At 49.2% G+C, this 14,230-nt stretch carries 12 protein-coding genes; 7 read left to right on the top strand and 5 right to left on the bottom strand.

The genetic code is table 11. The features are described from left to right. Positions 1 to 21: 21 nt before the first annotated feature. The 3 genes from NG792_RS02565 to NG792_RS02555 form a co-directional block, all read right to left on the bottom strand. A complete protein-coding gene (locus tag NG792_RS02565) occupies positions 22 to 1,542 on the bottom strand; it encodes a pyridoxal phosphate-dependent decarboxylase family protein (protein WP_261234405.1) in 1,521 nt (506 codons plus the stop codon). Beyond that, a complete protein-coding gene (locus tag NG792_RS02560) occupies positions 1,542 to 2,990 on the bottom strand; it encodes an aspartate aminotransferase family protein (RefSeq protein ID WP_261234404.1) in 1,449 nt (482 codons plus the stop codon). The genes NG792_RS02565 and NG792_RS02560 overlap by 1 nt, the downstream gene beginning before the upstream one ends. A 244-nt stretch (positions 2,991 to 3,234) precedes the next feature. After that, positions 3,235 to 5,793 carry a TonB-dependent receptor domain-containing protein gene (locus NG792_RS02555; RefSeq protein ID WP_261234403.1) on the bottom strand — a complete coding sequence of 853 codons (2,559 nt, stop codon included), beginning with the start codon at positions 5,791 to 5,793 and terminating at the stop codon, positions 3,235 to 3,237. 804 nt (positions 5,794 to 6,597) lie between these two features. Here NG792_RS02555 and NG792_RS02550 point away from each other — a divergent pair. The 4 genes from NG792_RS02550 to NG792_RS02535 all read left to right on the top strand — a co-directional run bounded on the left by NG792_RS02550 (position 6,598) and on the right by NG792_RS02535 (position 12,262). Continuing rightward, positions 6,598 to 8,373, top strand: coding sequence for a DUF3352 domain-containing protein (locus NG792_RS02550; RefSeq protein WP_261234402.1), 1,776 nt, complete (start codon positions 6,598 to 6,600; stop codon positions 8,371 to 8,373). A gap of 787 nt (positions 8,374 to 9,160) precedes the next feature. Further along, positions 9,161 to 10,795 carry a glutamine-hydrolyzing GMP synthase gene (guaA, locus tag NG792_RS02545; protein ID WP_435387555.1) on the top strand — a complete coding sequence of 545 codons (1,635 nt, stop codon included), beginning with the start codon at positions 9,161 to 9,163 and terminating at the stop codon, positions 10,793 to 10,795. 345 nt (positions 10,796 to 11,140) lie between these two features. Then, positions 11,141 to 11,368, top strand: coding sequence for a DUF2949 domain-containing protein (locus NG792_RS02540; protein WP_015151158.1), 228 nt, complete (start codon positions 11,141 to 11,143; stop codon positions 11,366 to 11,368). 342 nt (positions 11,369 to 11,710) lie between these two features. Continuing rightward, positions 11,711 to 12,262, top strand: coding sequence for a DUF8738 domain-containing protein (locus NG792_RS02535; RefSeq protein ID WP_261234401.1), 552 nt, complete (start codon positions 11,711 to 11,713; stop codon positions 12,260 to 12,262). A 183-nt stretch (positions 12,263 to 12,445) separates the two neighbouring features. On the opposite strand, the gene NG792_RS02530 is transcribed toward NG792_RS02535, so the two are convergent. After that, positions 12,446 to 12,733 (bottom strand): DNA-binding protein, encoded by a 288-nt coding sequence (locus NG792_RS02530; RefSeq protein WP_261234400.1) that lies wholly within the window; start codon positions 12,731 to 12,733, stop codon positions 12,446 to 12,448. 70 nt (positions 12,734 to 12,803) lie between these two features. On the opposite strand from NG792_RS02530, the gene NG792_RS02525 reads away from it, so the two are divergent. Continuing rightward, positions 12,804 to 13,034 carry a RelB antitoxin-like protein gene (locus NG792_RS02525; protein WP_261207022.1) on the top strand — a complete coding sequence of 77 codons (231 nt, stop codon included), beginning with the start codon at positions 12,804 to 12,806 and terminating at the stop codon, positions 13,032 to 13,034. 77 nt (positions 13,035 to 13,111) lie between these two features. Continuing rightward, entirely contained in the window at positions 13,112 to 13,300 is a 189-nt protein-coding gene (locus tag NG792_RS29070) for a type II toxin-antitoxin system RelE family toxin (RefSeq protein WP_353961701.1), read from the top strand. Between the two features lie 87 nt (positions 13,301 to 13,387). On the opposite strand, the gene NG792_RS02520 is transcribed toward NG792_RS29070, so the two are convergent. Next, positions 13,388 to 13,600 (bottom strand): hypothetical protein, encoded by a 213-nt coding sequence (locus NG792_RS02520; RefSeq protein WP_261234399.1) that lies wholly within the window; start codon positions 13,598 to 13,600, stop codon positions 13,388 to 13,390. A 216-nt stretch (positions 13,601 to 13,816) separates the two neighbouring features. Here NG792_RS02520 and NG792_RS02515 point away from each other — a divergent pair, with 216 nt between their 5' ends. Then, positions 13,817 to 14,194, top strand: coding sequence for a hypothetical protein (locus tag NG792_RS02515; protein WP_261207016.1), 378 nt, complete (start codon positions 13,817 to 13,819; stop codon positions 14,192 to 14,194). The last annotated feature ends 36 nt before the right edge of the window (positions 14,195 to 14,230 follow it).

Raw genomic sequence — 14,230 nt, 5'->3', positions numbered from 1 at the left:
AATGAAATTAGAGAAGGGTGGCTAGTTCGACAAAGAGAAACTGAATTCAGTCCCGACTTGCTTCACTCTGTCGAGAATTCTCCCGATATCAGCGAGGGTAGTCCGAGGATTGAGTAAGGTAAATTTGAGATAAGTATTCCCGGCAATGCAGGTTTGCGCCAGCACAACTTCCCCCCGTTGCAGCAAAGTTAAGCGAATTTGGGAATTAATCCACTTATCCTGTTCTAGCTTCCCGGAACTGTAGCGAAAAACTACCGCATTCAGGGTTGGAATAGTGGCGAGTTCTAATTGGGAATCGGCGCGAATCATCTCGCCTGCTGCTGCTGCCAGTTCAATAGTTGTTTCTATCATTTCACCAAACTTTTTTCGTCCCAATGCCTGTAAAGAAATGCAGAGTTTTAGGGCATCAAATCGCCGAGTAGTTTGAATGGATTTTGTAACTAGATCGGGAATTCCTTCGGCTTCGTTGGTTTCGGGGTTAAGATAATCGGCGTGGAGTTTTATTAAGTCAAAATTAGACTTATTTCTGAGCAAAAATGCCCCACAGCTAATCGGCTGATAAAATAACTTATGAAAGTCTACAGTAATTGAATCTGCCAAATCGATTCCTGCCAGTTGGGGGCGATACCGATCGCTCATTACCAAAGCCCCCCCATAAGCAGCATCAACGTGCAACCACAACCCGGTTTTTTGAGCAATTTCTGCCAAGGGAAGCAACGGATCAATACTGCCAAAATCCGTAGTTCCAACGGTTGCCACAATCGCGATCGCCGTTAATCCTTGTTCCTGCAATTCTGCTAATTTCACCCGAACTGCATCGGGAGATAATCGGTAATTTTCGTCCGTCTCTACAGGAATCACTGCTTTTTCTCCCAATCCTAATAACGCACAAGATTGGCGAATCGTAAAATGTGCCACATCCGAACATAAAATGCGCCATTGATGCGCTTGCGGGGGTAATCCTTGCTGCTGAATTGACCAATTTAATGCTTGTTTTGCATAGCGATCGCGCGCCAGTAACATCCCCATAAAATTCGACTGGGTTCCGCCACTGGTGAAGATGCCATCTGCTGCCGCATCATAGCCAAATTCACTGCATAACCAGTTTGTTAATTGCTGTTCCAAAACCGTTGCTGCCGGACTTTGGTCCCAGGAATCCATCGATTGATTGGTTGCTGAAATCAACACCTCTGCTGCTAACGCCGGAATCAAGGGAGGACAATGTAAATGTGCGATACAGCAAGGATGGGTGACAACCACGGAATGCGCGATCGCCTTTTCCCCCACATTCTTAAGAATTTCTCCTAATAATTTTGGATTCTCCGGACAAATCTCCGTCCCTGCCAACCCTGCCACCAACTCAATCGGCGTCGCACCACTATAGGGCTGTTTCCGACTGGCAAACTGGTGAATCACCTCCTCTGCCGCATCCGCGATCGCCTGCCGATACGCCTCGATACTCCCCTCAGAATCCGTCAGAAAACAGCTATCCCACCGCCGATCCTCCGATGCGATCGCCCCTTTTTGTTCTACCTCTAACATTAGCTTACCTCTGCTAACTGTTCCGACATTAGCCCTTCTGCTGCCTTCACCGCTGCGGCAAATATCTCACAAACTTGGTCAATTTGCTCGGCGGTGATAATCAAGGGCGGTAAAAACCGCACCACCGAACCATGACGACCCCCCAATTCCAAAATCAACCCCCGACTCAGACATTCCGATTGGATGCGCCGCGCTAGTAAGGTATGGGCTGGATAACTGCCGCGATCGCAGGCTGTAGCGTCGGTATTCACGATTTCCACCCCCACCATTAACCCCCGTCCGCGCACCTCACCGATACAACGGGAATCCCCTTGCAATTGCCGCAAATGACCCATGAGGCGATCGCCCAATTCATGCGCCCGATCCACCAAGCCAAAATCCTGAATGTACCGCAGGGTCGCCAATCCTGCCGCCATCGCCATCTGATTACCTCGGAATGTTCCCGCGTGTGCGCCGGGAGTCCATTTATCCAAATCTTTGTGATACAACACCACCGATAACGGCAAACTCCCCCCGATCGCCTTCGATAACAACACCACATCGGGAACAATCCCCGCGTGTTCAAAGGCATAGAGTTTCCCCGTCCGACCCCACCCTGTCTGAATTTCATCCACAATCAGGGGGATGCCGCGATCTCGCGTAATCCGGCGAATCTCTCTCACCCAGCGATCAGGGGCTGGAATCGCCCCGCCTTCCCCTTGGACCATTTCCAGAATCATCCCGGCAGGGGGTGTAATCCCACTTTCTGGATCTGTGAGAATATGCTCAATATAATGACTGCTGAGGCGATGTCCAAACTCACCCCCGATACCAAACGGACAGCGATAATTATAGGGATAGGGGAGAAAATGAACCTCCGGCATCAAATTCGCAACTTGCTGTTTTGGTGCAAGGTTTCCCGTCAAACTTAACGCCCCATGCGTCATTCCATGATAACCGCCGTGAAACGATAGCATACTCCGCCGACCTGTTGCCGTCTTGACTAGCTTAACTGCCGCTTCCGTGGCGTCGGCCCCTGTCGGTCCACAAAACTGGATGCGGGCATTCCGGGCAAACCCTGCGGGTAAACTGGCAAACAACTCCTCGACAAATTGGTCTTTTACCGGCGTTGTGAGGTCTAAGGTATGCAACGGGAGACTACTATCGAGAACCTCTCGCATGGCGGCGATCGCCACCGGATGATTATGTCCTAATGCCAAGGTTCCTGCCCCTGCTAAACAGTCCAAATACTGATTGCCATCGGTATCGGTAATAAACACTCCTTTCGCTTCCCGAATAGCAATGGGAATCCGCCGGGGATAGCTGCGGGCGTTGGATTCTCGCTGCGCCTGCCGCTTTAAATACTGTTGCGATTGATTCTTAGATACTAAAGGCTGGTAATCAGCTTGTGGGAGTAAGGTAACGTCCGGTTCCTGGTCATGAAAGCTTTTATCGATATGATTTACCACGGTTTGATTCCTCTAATTTGTTGGACAGGATGCTAAATAATAATTGAGAGTAATTTTCAATTGTTATTTAGCATACTACTCTTGAGAAACTTTAGCAATAGCTCCAAAAAAATTCCGAGTCTCTCGGGATTACCCCGAATCCTGATGCTGAAAGGTGTTGAGCAAATTTGGTGAGTGCGATCGCCTCCGAACCTGTTGTGATTCATCCGCGATCGCAATTCCCAGGGTTACCGTTCCTCTCCCCTTACCAACTAAAAGAATACCCTAAGCGAATGCTTCGCCCTCGCGCTGCTGTATAGCCGGTATCCAACCCTTGGAGCTGAGAAACTACTGGAAAATACTCCGTATTTAATAAATTTTCCACCCCCAAAACGAGACGACCCCGCCCAATATTTAAACTACTGATGAAATCCAAAGTAAAGTAACTCTCCACTTCTCCCAAACCAAAACTTTGACCCGTGGGATTGCGAGTTCCGGAATACAACGCTTGGAGACGATTGCGCCATCCAGGAAGCGATTCATTTTCCAGATAAGCCGTAATTTTTATCGGCGAAATCCGAAACCCATTTAAGGGAGATTCATAGTCATCATCCTCATTAAAATCTGCACCGCCTTCACTCCAAGTAAACGAAGTTCCTAATGCCCAGGCATCACTGGGTTGGGCATCCAGGGCAAATTCTACCCCATACACTCGTTCCGGTGCACGGACGATTTCGTAATTTTCTTGGTTAAAGCTGGTGCCCAGATTGGATGTATTATAAAATCCAGCTAGGGAAGCTTGCACCCTGGCGTAATTTCCGCGAATGCCGATTTCGTAGTTATTGACTTTTTGCGCTTCTGGATTGAGTTGCTCTACGGTAAATCCAGCCGGTGCACTTCGCAAGACAAACCCAACATCAGCGATCGAAAATCCTTGAGAAAACCCAGCAAAAAGGCTGATTCTTTCCGTAGGATAAACCACGCCACCCACATTAAAAACTGTAGCATTATAATCGAGTTCGCCGCCTTCAATGCGGTTCCCGGCGAGGGTCGTGTAATCATTTACATCCACTGTAATTCGTTCATGACGCACCCCACCTCGCAGCACCAGGCGATCGCTGACATTCCACTTGAGTTGTCCGAATAATCCTATATTATTCTGTCGCTGTAGCGGTGCCCAGGTGCGATTGCCGGTTTTGTCATAAACCAGTCCATTACTGTTATCAAAGGCCACGGGATCAAAAATAGACACCGGCTGTTCGGTATTTTCCCGAACTAAATCTACCCCCCAAAGTAAGTTCGCGCGTTCTGCATCAACGATGGGCGTATCAATTTGCAACCTTGCGCCGTATTTTTCCGATTCTACGCGGGATTGAAATATTGTATTCCCCAAATTGGCAAAAGTGCGGGCATCAAACGGAAAGAAGCGGGTAAAGTAATCCCGATAGTAAATCTGCCCCTGAACGCTGCTGCCCAAGATGTCATTGTGAGAATAGTCCAGACTCGCATTGAGAGTCTCGGTTTTTTGCGATTCGTCTAGGTCCAGTCCCCGGCGTGTCCGCGATTGTTGTCGTCCGGGAATAGTATTAACAATGGGATCGCTGGTGTAATCGGTATCTTGATTATCGCGAAAGTAATTTAACGTCAGTTGGATACGTTGGGAGTCGGTAAAGTTAAAACCGACTTTGCTCAATAGGTTGAGCGTAGTCGTATCACTGAGTCCCCCTTGACCGTTCGGATCTGGGGGGATGCGATCGCCTTGAGCATCAAACTGGGCATCGGAGTTGCTAAAAGAGCCATTCAGAGCAAAATCAAAATTATCGAAATTGCCGGAAAAGGATTGCTGGATATTTTGCCCAAAGGTCTCACCTACATTGGTAGGAAAAGCATTGAGATCTACCGTGGTTTCCGCTTGCAGACCCTCGCCTCTGCCGCGCTTCGTAATAATATTAATTACGCCGCCGGTTGCCCCATCGCCATAAATTGCAGTCGGTCCTCGTAGCACTTCCACCCGTTCGATCGCCGAGGGGTCAATGGTCCGCAAATCCCGGGCGGCGTTGCGGTTTGTAGACTGCGGTACTCCATCAATAATCACACTAATATTCCGACCCCGCAAGGTTTGGCCGAAGGTACTCGCACTTTGAGTCCCCACGGACAATCCCGGCACTTCCTGAGACAGAATGGTTCCCAAATCTCGCGTTAGTCGGGTTTGTTCTGCGATTTTTTCTTCCCCCACCACGGAAATCGAGGCCGGAACGTCTGTAATTTGTTCGGCGATCCGGGTTGCTGTCACAATCAGTTCAATAATCTCTCCATCGGCAGGTACTGTCTCAGACTCCGTTTCCGGGGATGTTTCGGGACTCTCTCCATCTGTAGGCACTGTCTCCGACTCCGTTTCCGTTTCCGGGGATGTTTCTGTCTCTGTGGGTGGGGGTGGAACGGTTACGGTTTCCGCCGAGGGGGTGACACGCAACCCAATTTGTCCATTTTCCACCACCAAATCGGTGACAGGGACAGCGGTTGCGCCGGTGACGGTGACTCGCACTTGGTTTCCTTCCACCGCTGTCACGGCGATCGCACTAATCCCCTCAATCGGGTTATCTGCCAGAAAATTTTCCCCACCGGGTAAGCGCAATTGGGCGTTAACAATATCAGCAATAAACGTTTCCCCGTCCTGAGAAGTCAACACTTCCGGCGTTCCTCCCGCCAGGGTTTCTAAAACCACCTCCACTCCCGTTGGGGTTGGATTGAGGCGAACCCCGGTAATCAGTGCCACCTGTGCAGACAGGGGACCCGCTGCCACGAGGGCAATTGTGCTTGCCATCCATAGACTATTGAATAAATGCTCTTGTCTCACACTCTCTCCTTAAACCCCACTCTCTAGCATTGCGATCGCTCTTTTATCTCCATCCCACTTTCCCGGTGGGCCCTGAGACCCTATCCCTTGATCCGCTACTCCGCGATTCTGGGGGCCAGACTTCATCAACCGGATCCTTGAAGTGAATCAAGGATCCAGGTAATCTCTGGGTTTTGACCGAACTCATCATACATTTATTGACAGTAATATTCAATAGTTTAAAAAATACTTTTTTGAGTAGTCCCGACTAGGCAACCCCCCTCCTTTCCGTCCAGAAATCCGAAAAACCCTTGTAAATCAATAGGTTAGAGAGTTGGGGGAAGCTTAGCCTCTTCTGGCAAAAATCTCCCTTAGCCTTCCGGATAAAACTCTCATAACCCTTGGTGTACAATGATTTTAAAAATTTATGACTTTTTCTAACTCCCCCTGGCCCATTTGGGGTCTATTGACAAAATTAGTAAGTAATCTTGCCAATCTATGATATTATTTTGCCCTTTCTTGCTAGTTTATTGACAATAGTTGTAAATAGATGAGGGCAATTAGCCTGATGACCCCTCGCCAGATCTAGGAGCCACCGGCACCGGAAGGAGTATCCTGGAAGAGTCCCTCGGGTATTGAGAAAAAACCCACACCCTCAAGGGTGGGGCTATACGGACAAAGCCTGCCTACGCAGGCTAGAAGAGAATATCGACGCTCACCCGGTATCCTACCCACCCCGGAAACCCGATAAACTAATCGGTAAACGCCCGTTACGCTTAACTCTTATTGATAATGATGAATCGAAACTTATTTTTCACGGTGTTAGGGGCAGTGGCCCTGGTCCTCTGCCTCCTCGGTATCGGGGGCTTCTATGAAATCCTGGCTACCGGACCCGTCGCCTTATTGCGCGAACCTGTCGAAACCCGGGTAGAGGCAGCCATGTTTGTTCCCCGCCAAGCGCCCCTGATGACCTCTCTATTAGTGAATGTGGACAAATTAGAGAATGTAGGACGCTTGGCAGTCGCCCCCAAATTGCGGGGTCAGGTCCGGGAGGAATTTGACAAGATTAAAAAGGGTGTCCTCGCCAATACGGATTTAAACTATCACAAGGATATTGAACCTTGGCTGGGGGATGAGATTACCTTTGCCGTCACCAGTTCCGACTTCGATCGCGAACAGGGGAATGGACGGCAAGCGGGATATTTACTCGCGGTGGAAACGAAAAGTCCCCAGCGCAGCCGGGATTTTTTAGAGGTATTGTGGTCCCAGAATGCCAGTAATGGGGTAGAGGTTGCCGTCGAAAATTATCAAGGGGTGAAGCTGATTTATCGCCAAACTCCTAGCAATGCAGACTCCGGCGGAAATTGGGCCTCGGCGGTGGTGGGCGATCGCTTTGTCTTGTTTGCCAATCATCCGAAAGTGCTGCGGGATGCGATTAATAACGTCCAAGCTCAAAACCTTAACCTGAAGGGAAATCCCGCCTATCAAGAGGCAGTCGCCAATATGGCCTCCACGGGAATTGGGCTAAGTTTTATTAATGTCGAGCAATTTACCGCCTGGATTAGCGATCGCCCAGGGGAAACCGGCCTCAAACCCCCCTCTGAGCGCGTCCTCGCCGCCGAAAACTCCCCCAGCTTAGGAATTGCCCTGGGCTTAAACCGGCAGGGACTGCTGGCCCATACCATCTGGAATGGCACCACCTCCACCGAATGGGCGACGAGTTTGCCCAGTTTATTGGGACCTGTCCAGGCATTACAATATTTGCCCTCCCAGACTGCTTTTACCATCGCCGGTGCCGACTTGAATCACTTGTGGTTGGCCCTGGAAGCAGGATTTCCCGAATCGGGGGCGATGGGCCAAATTCTGCGAAAACCCGTTGCTACAGTGCGATCGCGCTGGGGATTGGATTTACCCGAGGCGATTTTTAGCTGGGTGCAAGGGGAATATGCGATCGGCTTGTTACCCCAAACTGCCGTAGAAAACGAAGCCAATCCAGGGTTGGCTTGGATTTTCGTCGCCCAGAAATCTGGGGAAACTGCCCTAAAAGGAATTGAGCAGTTAGATGCGATCGCCCAAGAACAAGGGTTCAGCGTCGGGCCCGTTTCCTGGGGGAATCGCCCGATTTCCACCTGGACCAAATTAACCACCAAACCCGTCCCCACCAAAGCAAAAGGGACCAAACCGTTACAGATTGCCGCTGATGTTCGCGCCGTGCATACCGAAATTGGGGCTTATGAAATTTTTGCCAGTTCCCTAGAAACCTTAACAGCGGCGATCGATGCCCCGACAACGGGTTCGATCGTGAGTAATCCAGGCTTTCAGAGTGCGATCGCTCCCCTTCCCCAATCCAATTACGGCTATTTCTACCTAGATTGGTTGGCCTCTGAAGAGAGCTTAACCCGTCGCTTCCCGGTTCTGCGATTAGTCACCCTCGCAGGAAAACCCCTGTTCCAGCGGTTACAGTCCATTTCCCTGAGTTCACCGGCACCGGCGATCGACCCCGGCATAGACCTACAGCCGGTTAAGGGGTCTCCCTTAGCGGACTTGTTCATCCGCCTGGGTTCCTGAGAATTGCTTTGCAGGGCGATCGGACTTGGCGATCGCCTACCCCAAGACACCGGGAAGGGTTAGGACATACAACACTTCCGGTCCCCTCCCCTTGCTAAGGGGAGGGCTAGGGTGGGGTCCTTCTGAGGTGGCTTTGCCACGTCAGGAAGAAAGAGGGTTCCCCAGCCTCCATACAGGCGCGATCGCTGTTCATACCAAATCCGGTTGGTAAAAATCGGTTTTCTCTTGAGCCCGCGCAGGCGGGCTTTGTCCGTGTAGCCTCCGGGCTTCAGCCTGCGGGGTTTTATAGACCTATCACAACCGGATTCCGTATCATAGTGCGTGACGTGGCGGTAAGCGGAGCTATCCCGTAGGGAATCGCCACGTCAGAAGAACCCCACCCTAACCCTCCCCTTGCAAAGAAGAACCCCACCCTAACCCTCCCCTTGCCAAGGGGAGGGGACCGGAAGTGTATTTAATCTTAGGCAAATTACCCTCAGCGTACAAACCTATCCTTGCCTTTTAAGGGGTGGACCCCACCCTAACCTTCTCCTTGCGAAGGGGAGGGAACCATCAGGTGGGCTTAATCTTAGATGAAATCCTGAAGAATGGGGTATTTAATCCTAAATTTCTCAATAAAAAAAAGCAAATAGAGGAGGTAAAATTAATCTTAACCCTCCAATTCCAGGACTTACCTCCCCAGGATATTTTTAAGGGGATGACCCAATCGTTAGAATTCTGCTTTCTTGTGCGTAAGTCCTGAGTTCATCAATTTTCCGCCTAACACCCAACCCATTAGGATTGACCCGTGACGACTACCCAAACGCCAACTCCACAAAGTCCAATTAGTGAATCTGTCGAAGACCAACGCGATCGCCCCGTGATTGACCGCGAGACCATTCTGATTTTAGACTTTGGTTCCCAGTATTCCGAACTGATTGCCCGTCGGATTCGTGAAACCCAAGTTTATTCTGAAGTTCTGTCCCATCGCACTGACGCCGAAACCTTACGAAAACTCAATCCCAAAGGGATTATCTTATCCGGGGGGCCTAATTCGGTTTACGATGAAGGTGCACCCCTGTGTGACCCAGAAATTTGGCATCTGGGTATCCCAGTCCTCGGGGTCTGCTATGGAATGCAACTGATGGTGCAGCAGCTTGGGGGCCATGTGGCACAGGCAGAACGCGCAGAATATGGCAAAGCATCCCTGTACATTGACGACCCCACGGATTTGCTCACCAATGTGGAGGAAGGTTCCACCATGTGGATGAGTCATGGTGACTCGGTACTGCGGATGCCAGAAGGGTTTGAACGACTGGCGCATACAGAGAATACTGAATGTGCTGCCGTCGCCAACCATGAGAAGCAATTATATGGCGTCCAGTTTCATCCGGAAGTCGTCCATTCCCAAGGGGGAATGCCCCTGATTCGCAATTTTGTCTATCATATTTGCGAATGTCAACCCACCTGGACGACGGCCACCTTCGTCGAAGAATCGATTAAAGATATTCGTGCTCAAGTCGGGGACCGTCGGGTATTATTAGCGTTATCCGGTGGGGTGGATTCTTCCACCTTGGCGTTCCTGTTGCACAAGGCGATCGGGGACCAACTGACCTGTATGTTTATCGATCAAGGGTTCATGCGGAAATATGAACCAGAACGGTTAGTCAAGCTGTTTCAAGAGCAATTTCATATTCCCGTTGCCTACGTCAATGCCCGCGATCGCTTCTTGGCTCAAATTGACGGCATTACCGACCCCGAAGAAAAGCGCAAACGGATTGGACATGAGTTCATCCGGGTGTTTGAAGAAGAATCCAAACGTCTGGGACCCTTCGATTTTCTCGCCCAAGGTACTCTTTACCCCGATGTGATTGAGTCGGCAGATACCAGCATTCCCTCCCAACCAGGTCAACGGGTGGCAGTCAAAATCAAGAGTCATCACAACGTCGGCGGTTTACCAGACGACCTCTGTTTTAAATTGGTGGAACCCCTGCGGAAACTCTTTAAAGATGAAGTCCGCAAAGTCGGGCGATCGATTGGGTTACCCGAGGAAATCGTGCAACGTCACCCCTTCCCCGGTCCTGGGTTAGCGATTCGCATCCTCGGGGAAGTCACCGCAGAACGATTAGATATCCTGCGAGATGCCGATTATGTAGTGCGCCAGGAAATTAATCGCCAGGGACTCTACCATGATTTTTGGCAAGCGTTTGCCGTCTTGTTACCCATCCGCAGTGTGGGAGTCATGGGGGACCAACGGACTTATGCCTATCCCATCGTATTGCGGTTAGTGTCCAGTGAAGATGGCATGACCGCAGATTGGTCGCGGGTTCCTTACGACTTGTTGGAAACGATTTCTAACCGCATCGTCAATGAAGTGCGCGGGGTGAATCGGGTGGTTTATGACATCACCTCCAAACCGCCTGGAACTATCGAGTGGGAATAAACTACTTAAAGCTGAGTCATGCGGTTCGGAGTTTTTAAGAGGGTGAGACCACCCCAGTTGAGTCTTCCTCCTCTGTAGAGAACTCCAAGCAGACAAAAATCAGACTGTCATAAGGCGGCAAATGCCGCCTTATGATTGGAATTCGGTAAATTTTCGGATGCCATTGTCAGCTAGATATGCTGCATTAGTAATAAGTCGTCATAAAATCTGCGGCAATCTGGGCTGATGTTTTTATAGGCGATCGCATCCCAGAATGGACAGATGGCAAAGTAGCTACTCCGCTACCCCATCTCTAACAGATTCCAACCACAATTAGGAGGAATAACAGAGGAGGTGATAGTTCTTATGGCCCCGGCAACCTATTCTCAATTTATCCGATTTCTGCAAGAAGAACTCGCCATTTCCACCGCGTCGATCGCTTTCGCCGAGAGGATTTGCGGGACTTTTGGCCTACATAGTCGCGAACTAGACTACAGCACCTTACCGATGGTGCTCTGGCAGTATGGATTTGTCACCATCGACCAACTAGAGCGCATCTTTGATTGGCAAGAAACCACCCCCACCACTACCTGAACAGGTAGACCTTAATCAATTCATAAGGAGGATGATTTAGGGATGAATGAACCCGATTTTATGTGGTTTTACGTCTCATTGAACAGAAAAATAAATTCCCAAAAAGCCGAGGAAAATCACCCTCGGCTTTTTAATTAGGAAAAACCCCATCCCCTCGAAAAGTGGGGCTTTTTCTGATGTCTAGGGGAGTATAAATTAGCCCAACCTAGGGAAGGTGGCCTATACCTAAAGGCATAAAAAAGCAGAATCCCTCCGAAATTTCACCAGGTTTTTAAAATTCACTTCTAACATGGGGATCAGAGGCTACCGAATACAAAGCTCCCAATTTATCAGAGGTTAACCATGAGCCAAACTCTTATAACATTAACCGATTCCGTAAAAACAGCGGTCAAAGAAGCCGCCTCAGAACAGACAGGAATTTCCCCCTACCAACTCCAAATCGTCCAAGCTGAAAAGCACACTTGGCCGAATGGCTGCCTCGGCATCGCCGAACCCGACGAATTATGCAGCCTAGCCAAAGTAGAAGGGTGGCGAGTTGTCATCGAAAATCAAGAGAACGGACACAAGTGGGTATATCGAACCTCCTTAGAAGCCGAAGAGATTCGGTTAGAGGATCAATATATCTATAGCGGGAACCTACCGCCGGAGGTATTCGAGGCGGTGATGGAAGAAGCCTCCGCGCGATCGCACCTCCCGAAAAACCAACTGGAGATCCAGGAAGAAGAACGCAAAACCTGGCCCAATAATTGCTTAGGACTCCCCGACCCCAACGAGGGTTGTGTGGAAATGCTAGTAGAAGGCTGGCGAGTCGTCATCTCTCACGAAGACCAAACCTGGGTCTATCGCACATCCACCAACGCCGGTGAGATTCGGTTAGAACCTTCTAATTCTTAGAAGATAAGAAACAGGGTTTCTGCGACCCGGTGAGGTACAGATTACGATGGTGAGGATATGGACTTTGGAGTGCGAGCATCTTGCTCGCTACTCTTCTAGCGAGCAAGATGCTCGCATTCCTTTAAAAATGTCTACTCAATGTAGAGGCGATTCGCGAATCGCCTCTACATTGAGTTTAAATCCTCAAAATCTGCGTAAATCCTGCCCAACTTCCGTTAGACTTATAAAATCTGGACTGAGGTTAAGAAAAACAGCGTGGGGAATAGCCAAAACCACCTGGGCGATCGCGCTGTCAACCGCTTCTTGAGCCGATGAAGATTCCCGAATAAAATCAAGGGCAATCTTTCCCCGTTTACCGATTCCAATTAAAGCATCATCACAGCCGACGGTGGCTAAACTCTCCAAGTAATCCTCGGGATTGCTCTGAGCATCTGGCAGATTAAATGTTAAAATAAACTCATATTCTGGCATCCTCTATTCCTTCTCTAGGTCAATATAACTTAAACTAGCACTATTGAGAACCCAAGGAGACATAAAAGGCATGAATCCCCAAGAAGTTGGATATATCACCGATTCAGAGGGCAAGCTAACGGCTGTCGTTGTTCCAATTGATTTGTGGAGGCAAATTCTCCCTCAAGACAACCCCTCCCTCGAAACCATGACAGAAAATATCGAAGACTATTGCCTAAATAAAGCAATGGATGAAGCAAAAGAAACCCCGCTTCTCAGCCGCCAGCAAGCCCTTGAATTTTTAGGAGACGATGAAGATTGAATATTGAGTATAGGACCCTGTTTTTGAAAGATTTAAAAAAGCTCAATAAACAGGAAATTTATTCATAAATTTATGAATTGGTTTTCACCACCTTACCAGAAACAGCATCTCTTCAAGAGTTACCGAATGTTAAAGCTTTAGCGGGAGCATCCAACCGATATCGTATCCGAGTTGGCAATTATCGGATTGGTTTTGAGGTCAATGGAGACCAGATAGAACTGATGCGAGTTCTGCACCGTAGGGACTTTTATCGGTATTTCCCTTAAAGAGACTCGGAGAAACTGTGTTGCACTAGAGAGTTCAATGAGACTCAGATGGTCACCCTCCAAAATATACATCAGATTTGAATCACTTTATTGGGCAGTTTTGCGCCATTCTTGGCCGAGTTGAATCACCGCTTCAAATGTAGAATCATTGGCGTGACTCCCCGCAATGCGTTCCCACCAGGGTTTTTGTGGGGGGGTGACAGTGGCTAAGATTTGTTTAATTTGAGTGAGTTCGAGTTCCAGACTTGTGACTCGTGCTTCGATTTCCTGGGGTTGATTTTGGGTGGATTGCGGGGTCATGGGAAAGGTTGAGTTTTAAGGTGATTTGAGTCTAAGAATCATTATAAATCATCTTGATCAGGGAAGATATTCGGTTTCTGGCAGTTCGGTGTGGGAAAAGAAACCGGGTTTCTGGCAGTATCTCTATTCCTTCACAAAGATTTAAGAAACAAACCCGGTTTCTGAGTGGCAGGAATGGGGTAAAATCGGGGTCTATCCCCTACCCGATGCGCCACTATGAACGAACAACGAATGCAGGCTTATCTGTCCCTGATTCAACAACTCCTCAACTGTCCGGATGGGGAGGAAAACCAAATCCTCAACCGTCATGGGGAGTGGGTGGATGAGGGGTTTGTGCAGGTGTGTGAACAGGTGGCGGCACAGTTGCAGGGGGCCTGGCGAGAGAATGATGCAGGGTTTTTGCAGAATGTGGCACAACAGGTGGGGGCGTTTTTGGCGAGGCAGGGGACTGGAGAAAATCAGGAAGGGGCATTACTACAATTTTGCCAAAAACTACTACAAGCCGAAAAGGAAAATGGTGGCGATGCGGTAGCAGTACATCAGGTGATGCGGAAAAATATGGAGTTGGTAGTAAAGCAATATTTTCTGGCCTAACTCATACAATCACTATCCCTGAAAACAATGGTTGAG

This window comes from Laspinema olomoucense D3b (assembly GCF_025370785.1).
GTDB classification, from domain to species: domain Bacteria; phylum Cyanobacteriota; class Cyanobacteriia; order Cyanobacteriales; family Laspinemataceae; genus Laspinema; species Laspinema olomoucense.
The sequence above is the reverse complement of the archived record's forward strand: the minus strand, read 5'-3'. Positions and strand labels throughout refer to the sequence as shown.

Coding starts and splice junctions, on each gene's coding strand:
- NG792_RS02565 (WP_261234405.1), bottom strand. CDS start 1,542: ATGTTAGAGGTAGAACAAAAAGGGGCGATCGCATCGGAGGATCGGCGG.
- NG792_RS02555 (WP_261234403.1), bottom strand. CDS start 5,793: ATGGCAAGCACAATTGCCCTCGTGGCAGCGGGTCCCCTGTCTGCACAG.
- NG792_RS02550 (WP_261234402.1), top strand. CDS start 6,598: ATGATGAATCGAAACTTATTTTTCACGGTGTTAGGGGCAGTGGCCCTG.
- NG792_RS02540 (WP_015151158.1), top strand. CDS start 11,141: ATGGCCCCGGCAACCTATTCTCAATTTATCCGATTTCTGCAAGAAGAA.
- NG792_RS02535 (WP_261234401.1), top strand. CDS start 11,711: ATGAGCCAAACTCTTATAACATTAACCGATTCCGTAAAAACAGCGGTC.
- NG792_RS02530 (WP_261234400.1), bottom strand. CDS start 12,733: ATGCCAGAATATGAGTTTATTTTAACATTTAATCTGCCAGATGCTCAG.
- NG792_RS02525 (WP_261207022.1), top strand. CDS start 12,804: ATGAATCCCCAAGAAGTTGGATATATCACCGATTCAGAGGGCAAGCTA.
- NG792_RS02520 (WP_261234399.1), bottom strand. CDS start 13,600: ATGACCCCGCAATCCACCCAAAATCAACCCCAGGAAATCGAAGCACGA.
- NG792_RS02515 (WP_261207016.1), top strand. CDS start 13,817: ATGAACGAACAACGAATGCAGGCTTATCTGTCCCTGATTCAACAACTC.